Origin of the sequence: Colwellia sp. BRX10-4 (assembly GCF_014077465.1) — a bacterium.
GTDB lineage: Bacteria > Pseudomonadota > Gammaproteobacteria > Enterobacterales > Alteromonadaceae > Colwellia_A.
This window is the reverse complement of record NZ_JACGVZ010000028.1, coordinates 45,973-52,051: the sequence shown is the minus strand read 5'-3', so window position 1 is coordinate 52,051 and position 6,079 is coordinate 45,973. Positions and strand designations below refer to the sequence as shown.

Genomic DNA, 6,079 nt, shown 5'->3' with positions numbered 1-6,079 from the left:
TGTTTTATGTTTTATGTTTTATGTTTTATGTTTTATGTTTTATGTTTTTCAGCCCAATATTGAGCCACTCTTTCTTCTATAATGGCAACCTTAAAGCGCCCTTTTGCCACCCCTTTGACTAATTCATTTTCTAATAGAAATCAGCGCAAATAAACTTGTCATCATCAAAATAAGTATAGCCTGCTACTGAAAAATCTAAATGCCCATAAGCCATTTCTGGTTGATTGAACTCTACTGCAACATTAAGCAATGTAACAAAGTATTCTGTTATTTCAAATAAAAGAATACTCTAACATAATCAACACCAATAATTTTATCTTCAAACCAATTTGGGCTAACAACATCGAAGCCAATTTTTCCTAATTCCAATGCGGTAACCACTATTTGACCAGTAAATAGCTGGTTTTAATAGGAATGGCTGTTTGCATCATAATAAAGCTTTTTTTCGTTTTTCAAGTCAGTAATAAACGGTGGTTTAAGATAATAAACATAGACATTAACAGCACTTTTCGACGGATTGAGAACTAAAAGAACAGCAAAAATAAAAATATAACAAGAATTTTTTTTGTTATCATCCTATATTTAAAGCTTTTTGCTTTTGATAATGTTTGGTTTTTTAATAATAGTACTTAATTTAAGTTAGCTAATAAATATTAAAAATCACAGTCAAAAGTTACCACGACTTTAGATATTATTATACCTTAACGTTATGTTATGCATATAAAAAAAGGGTTAAGAGTAAAGACTTCTTGTAGAATTTAGATTATTATCCATATGAATCAAGGACCATAAAGCGAATAATTTAGTTCATTAAAGCTATTTTATTAAAATACTCTTTAGTAAATTCAATAAAAGCGTTCAGTTTATTCGACTGGTGAATTAATTGAGGATAAATCATAAAAATGGTCTGCCCTGCTGGCATTTCACTTTCAAGTATAGCCACTAACGTTCCCTCCTTAATCTCTTGGTCGACTAAATAGTCAGGTACCCTAATTATACCTTCGCCCTTTAATGCTAATGTTTTCAGCATATGGTTATCGTTTATTTTTAACCAACCATCTACGGGCACCTCAGCGTTTAAGAATGACCAGGTTAATTGCTCTTGTCCCCTTAAACATTGGTGCGTTTTTAAATCGCTAGGCTCCTTTGGTTTACTGTATTTATCTAAATACTCAGCAGAAGCACAACAGCAATGTTTATAGGGCAAAATAGCTTTTGCAACCATATTTAAAGGCGGGGAGTTAGTGGCACGAAAAGCCAAGTCAAAATCACTACGATTTAGATCAAAACGGGTGTAACTGGTATCGATAGAAAACTCAATGGCGGGATGTAAGGCGCTAAACTTAGAAAAAATGTCGAGTAAAAATCTTTTGGTAAAGAGGCTTGGTGCTGTAATTTTTATAACACCCTCAATAGCATTGCCTTTATGACCAGCATTTCGTTCTAATTCTAAAACAGAATGACGAATTTTATTTACACCCGTTAAAACACTTTCACCTTCTGCGGTTAAGCGAACACTCCGTGTCGATCGGATCAACAAAGCAAAACCCATCTCCTTTTCCAATCGACGAATTTGAGCAGATAGGTGCCCTCTTGATATTTGTAAATTTTGTGCCGCGACCGTAAAGCTTAAATGGCGGGCAACTTCACTAAATAACATTAATCGCTCAAGTTTTTTATGCTCTTTATTCATCATCTTTTGCGCTTATTGTGTGTTATATAAAACAATGAATTTTATTTTGTTATATATTCATTTGCAAATTTTTAGTGAAAAATACGAAGTCTTGTTATTACCTGCTTTATGCTTGGCTGTGATTAATTTCACCAGTAAACGCTAATGCAGTCACTAAAGTATTACAACATAAAGTGGTAAAACAAAAGACAACAAATCAATAATTTGATTAACCAATTTAAATAAAAATAGGCATAAGAATGTTAAATATAGAAAACAAATGGGCGCTAGTAACAGGTGCTAGTCGAGGGATCGGTCTTCGTGTTGCTAAAGAGCTGGCTAAACAAGGCTGTAAACTCATCATTCATTCTCGACAATTAGCCAGTACTAGAGATTTGCTTAATGAATTAACTACAGCGGGTCATGAAGTTTATGCTGTAGCGGCTGAACTTAATTCAACCTCTCAAGTAGAGAATTTAATTACTGAAGTGAAAGCCTTAAGTAATAACCACCTAGATATACTGTATAATAATGCAGCAATCATGACGACGTATCAGCCACTCTTTGCTCCAACGGCAGAGGAGTACCTACACAGTTTTATGGTTAATAGTATCGCACCGGCTAAGTTATGTGATGCTTTTCTTCCAGGGATGCTAGCACGTAACTGGGGACGTATTGTTAATGTTTCTTCAGGCATTAGTAATCAACCTGAATTGATGGCATATAGTTGTTCAAAAGCCGCTCTTGAAAGGTATGTTCGCGATATGATGCCGACGCTATTAGGCACTAACGTATTAATGAACTTACTCGACCCTGGTTGGTTAAAAACAGACCTTGGCGGCTCCTTTGCCCCTAACGATGTCGATTCAGTAATGCCCGGTGCACTTATTCCCATACTATTAGAAAAAGAGCAAGGGAGTGGTATTTTATTTTCCGCCCAAGATTATGTTGGTTAACGTTATGCTTAGTATCAGGCTTAAGTTTCGAGCTTAAGTATCGATTGGCTAATGACGCTTTATTAAAGATAGCTAGTCTGTGGAACAAAAAGTATTAGCTCAATCAGAAAATAATTTTTATTTGTACTTTTTATTTGTAATTTATTTTGAGTAATCGTTAATGAAATCACTAAAAAATAGAAACATACGTTGGGGGATTATCGGCTTAGGTAATATAGCCAATAAATTTGCAACAGACTTATTAACGGTGAAAGATGCTGAGCTATATGCCGTTGCTTCAAGAACACAGCAAAAAGCCAATGATTTTGCCGATAAATATCACGCGACTAAAGCTTACAGCAGCTATAAGGCGCTCGTGAATGACAAAAATGTTGACGCTATTTACATAGCAACACCACATTCAATGCATAAAGAAAATGCGCTGCTGTGCTTAGAGCGTGGTATCGCGGTACTATGTGAAAAACCTTTCGCCATGAATAAAGATGAAGTGCAATGCATGATTGATGCAGCAACGGCAAATAATACTCTGCTAATGGAAGGGCTCTGGACCTATTTTCTTCCCCATTATAATTTTGTTTTAAATAAACTGACTGATAAAACTTACGGCAATATACGTAAAGTTGAAGCAGATTTTGGTTTCGCAAGAGAATTTAACCAAGAAGCTAGGCTGTTTAAGAAATCATTAGGCGGAGGCAGTCTTTTAGATATTGGCATTTATCCTATTTTTGCAGCACTCACTACCCTTGGCATGCCAGAGACCATGACCGCTGAAGCAAAATTTTTTGCTAATGGCGCAGACTCTTCCTGTTCAATGGTCTTTAACTATAAAAATAACGCGGTAGCCGTATTGAAATCGACACTCTTGGAGTCGACGCCAAGTGAAGCGGTGTTTTATTGTGAACAAGGTAATATTAAAATTAACAGTGGCTTTAACAGCCCTTCAACCGTCACTTTAGTAACAGATACCAAAGAAGAAGTTATCTCTTTTAATGGCAACACATATGGCTATGATCACCAAATAAACCATTTTAACGAACTGTTACGTCAAGGGAAAAAGGAAAGCCATGTCATGACCTTTAATTTTAGTCGCCAGCTTATCGAGACTTTAGATAGCGTTAGAAAACTTATTGATTTGAAATATTAATTGTAGATATTAATTGTAGATATTAATTGTAGATATTGATTTGAAATGTTGATAATTAGCACTATTAAAGTCATGTTAATAGTATCACCCGTTTAACGCCAAGCGTCTTAAGCAATAAGCCATTATCAATGCATATAACACGATGATAATGGCTTTATTTTATTGACGTTTTATGACTGTTCTATCGGTAACAAGGTTATTTCAACACGACGGTTAAGTTCGCGACCTGCAGCTGTTTTGTTCGTTACTGCCGGTTGTGTTTCACCAAAGCCAACAGTTTCTAGACGGTCACTAAGGATTTTTTGTCCACGAAGATAATTAGCGACTGAGCCAGCTCGGTCTTCAGACAATTTTTGGTTATGCTGGGCAGAGCCACTAGAGTCAGTATGACCAGAAACAACAATAATGGTTTGATTATATTCTTCAAGCACCAAAGAAACAGAATCTAATACGCTAGTAAAATTGCTGTTAATGTTTGAGCTGTTCGAAGCAAAAGTAATGTTGCCTGGCATAACAAGGTTAATTTTGTTGCCATCACGCACAATACTCACGCCACTGTCGCGCAATTGCTTACGCAATTTAGCTTCTTGAGTGTCCATATAGTAGCCAATACCACCACCGATTGCGGCGCCACCTGATGCTGCTGCTAAAATACGTTTGTTGCGTGTTCTACTGTCTTTGTCTTTATTGTCTATAAAGGCAATAACTGCTGCTAAGCTTGCGCCCACCGTTGCGCCTATAGCTGTTTTACTGGTTTTACTTTCACCTGTGTAGGGATCAAATGTTGTACAGGCTTGTAGCAATAATATCGCAGATGCGGTGGTGATTATTTTTTTCATGGTGAATTTCCTTTATTGGCCTTATTGCTTATTGTACAAAGCTTGGGCTATTAATAAATTACTGCAGGGGCAGTCTTGCCATTATTGCTTTTCGTCTATGTATTTTAAGGCACAAAAAAACCCGATGGAGACTCGGGCCTGAATATATAACGAAAATACATATATCTAAAACAACACTAACATTATACTTAATATTTATAACATTCAAGCTTCCTAAATTAATTACTGATGTTATATTTACCGAGAAGTGTTGTACCAGGAGCGTTAACTACTATATCTTAGCGGCATGAGTATTCTATGGAAAAACCGATGCCGTTAGCAGCAGATTTTAGACATTTTATTGACGAAGCGGGTAACGTTCTCGAACTTACTGACCAAGCAAAAGTAGTTTTTGTTTTTCTGAGTAAAATTGTATTAGCCCTTTCTGAAAATATTGAGCAACCGCTCGTTCACGTTAACTTAAAATGTAATACTCGTGCTAAACAACTCTCGTGTACTGGAGAAATTCAAGCCAAATCTATAACCTTAGGGCTAATTGAATGGCATTGCGACACTTGCCAAGCTTGTGGAACGATTACTCATTGGCAAGGAAGTCGTTGGGACAAGCAGCAACACGTTATACATTAGGTCTACTTCAGTAATAAAAGTATTGCTAGATAATAAAAGAGCTAATGCTAGACACGAACGCCAGCGCTTAAAATCTTCAGAACATACGATTTTAAGAGAACGTTCGTGGTTTACATTATGGGATTTAGCTAATTAATTGTGTCGATAATAATCACTTCACAGTCAATTAACGCCCTGAGTAAAATTGTCTTTGACTGAGTGACTTCAGCACTATCTCCTGCGTTCATGGTGATAATTTTTGAGCTATCTTCTACTTTAAACATACCTGCTGAAGCTAATATATAAGCTTGATGGTCAATGTTATGCTCAATAACGGTTCCTTTCGCTAATTTCCCTCCATAGATGCGTGTTTCTTGGTTAATAAACAGCGCCTTATTTTTATCTGCTGGGTAGCCAGATACTAACAATGTCAGCGCTGATAGCTGCTCAGTAGGAAATTTCTTACTTTCCCAGTGAGGTGCCACATCAATTTTATTAGTTTCAATCCAAATTTGATAAAAAGTTAATGGATTTTTAGTGCGATTATATTCTGAATGTACAATACCTGTACCTGCACTCATCACTTGAACTTCACCCGCTTTCGTTGTGCCTTTATTGCCAGTACTGTCTTGATGAGTGAGCGCACCTGAACGAATAAAACTGATAATTTCCATATTACGGTGTGGGTGCGAAGGAAAGCCCATGCCCTGTTCAACCCAATCATCATTAACAACACGTAACTTTCCAAACCCCATCCGGCTTGGATTGTAATAATTAGCAAAGCTAAAATGATGTTTAGATTTAAGCCAGCCATGGTTAGCGCTACCTAAGCTTTTATAAAGATAATGTTTTATCATCAAAT

6 protein-coding genes are annotated in these 6,079 nt (G+C 36.4%); 3 read left to right on the top strand and 3 right to left on the bottom strand.

Annotated elements, in window-relative coordinates; translation table 11 throughout:
- Nucleotides 1-802: 802 nt before the first annotated feature.
- On the bottom strand, nucleotides 803-1,696 hold the full coding sequence (locus tag H4J67_RS17265) for a LysR substrate-binding domain-containing protein (RefSeq protein WP_310650613.1): 894 nt from the start codon (nucleotides 1,694-1,696) through the stop codon (nucleotides 803-805).
- Nucleotides 1,697-1,932: 236 nt separating this feature from the next.
- On the opposite strand from H4J67_RS17265, the gene H4J67_RS17260 reads away from it, so the two are divergent.
- Both H4J67_RS17260 and H4J67_RS17255 read left to right on the top strand, forming a co-directional pair.
- Nucleotides 1,933-2,628 (top strand): SDR family oxidoreductase, encoded by a 696-nt coding sequence (locus H4J67_RS17260; protein WP_182170045.1) that lies wholly within the window; start codon nucleotides 1,933-1,935, stop codon nucleotides 2,626-2,628.
- Nucleotides 2,629-2,788: 160 nt separating this feature from the next.
- A complete protein-coding gene (locus H4J67_RS17255) occupies nucleotides 2,789-3,772 on the top strand; it encodes a Gfo/Idh/MocA family protein (protein ID WP_182170042.1) in 984 nt (327 codons plus the stop codon).
- Between the two features lie 170 nt (nucleotides 3,773-3,942).
- Here the strand turns inward: H4J67_RS17255 and H4J67_RS17250 are convergent, their stop codons facing one another.
- Nucleotides 3,943-4,611, bottom strand: coding sequence for an OmpA family protein (locus H4J67_RS17250; RefSeq protein ID WP_182170039.1), 669 nt, complete (start codon nucleotides 4,609-4,611; stop codon nucleotides 3,943-3,945).
- 309 nt (nucleotides 4,612-4,920) lie between these two features.
- Between H4J67_RS17250 and H4J67_RS17245 the strand changes: the two genes are divergently transcribed.
- The gene (locus H4J67_RS17245) at nucleotides 4,921-5,238 is read left to right on the top strand and encodes a hypothetical protein (RefSeq protein WP_182170036.1); all 318 of its coding nucleotides are present in this window, start codon (nucleotides 4,921-4,923) and stop codon (nucleotides 5,236-5,238) included.
- A gap of 128 nt (nucleotides 5,239-5,366) precedes the next feature.
- Here H4J67_RS17245 and H4J67_RS17240 read toward each other — a convergent pair whose 3' ends face one another.
- Nucleotides 5,367-6,074 carry a pirin-like bicupin family protein gene (locus H4J67_RS17240; protein WP_182204467.1) on the bottom strand — a complete coding sequence of 236 codons (708 nt, stop codon included), beginning with the start codon at nucleotides 6,072-6,074 and terminating at the stop codon, nucleotides 5,367-5,369.
- Between the last annotated feature and the right edge of the window lie 5 nt (nucleotides 6,075-6,079).

Excerpts from the sequence above, each read along its gene's own strand:
- H4J67_RS17260 (WP_182170045.1), top strand. The coding sequence starts at position 1,933 with ATGTTAAATATAGAAAACAAATGGGCGCTAGTAACAGGTGCTAGTCGA.
- H4J67_RS17255 (WP_182170042.1), top strand. The coding sequence starts at position 2,789 with ATGAAATCACTAAAAAATAGAAACATACGTTGGGGGATTATCGGCTTA.
- H4J67_RS17250 (WP_182170039.1), bottom strand. The coding sequence starts at position 4,611 with ATGAAAAAAATAATCACCACCGCATCTGCGATATTATTGCTACAAGCC.
- H4J67_RS17265 (WP_310650613.1), bottom strand. The coding sequence starts at position 1,696 with ATGATGAATAAAGAGCATAAAAAACTTGAGCGATTAATGTTATTTAGT.
- H4J67_RS17240 (WP_182204467.1), bottom strand. The coding sequence starts at position 6,074 with ATGATAAAACATTATCTTTATAAAAGCTTAGGTAGCGCTAACCATGGC.
- H4J67_RS17245 (WP_182170036.1), top strand. The coding sequence starts at position 4,921 with ATGCCGTTAGCAGCAGATTTTAGACATTTTATTGACGAAGCGGGTAAC.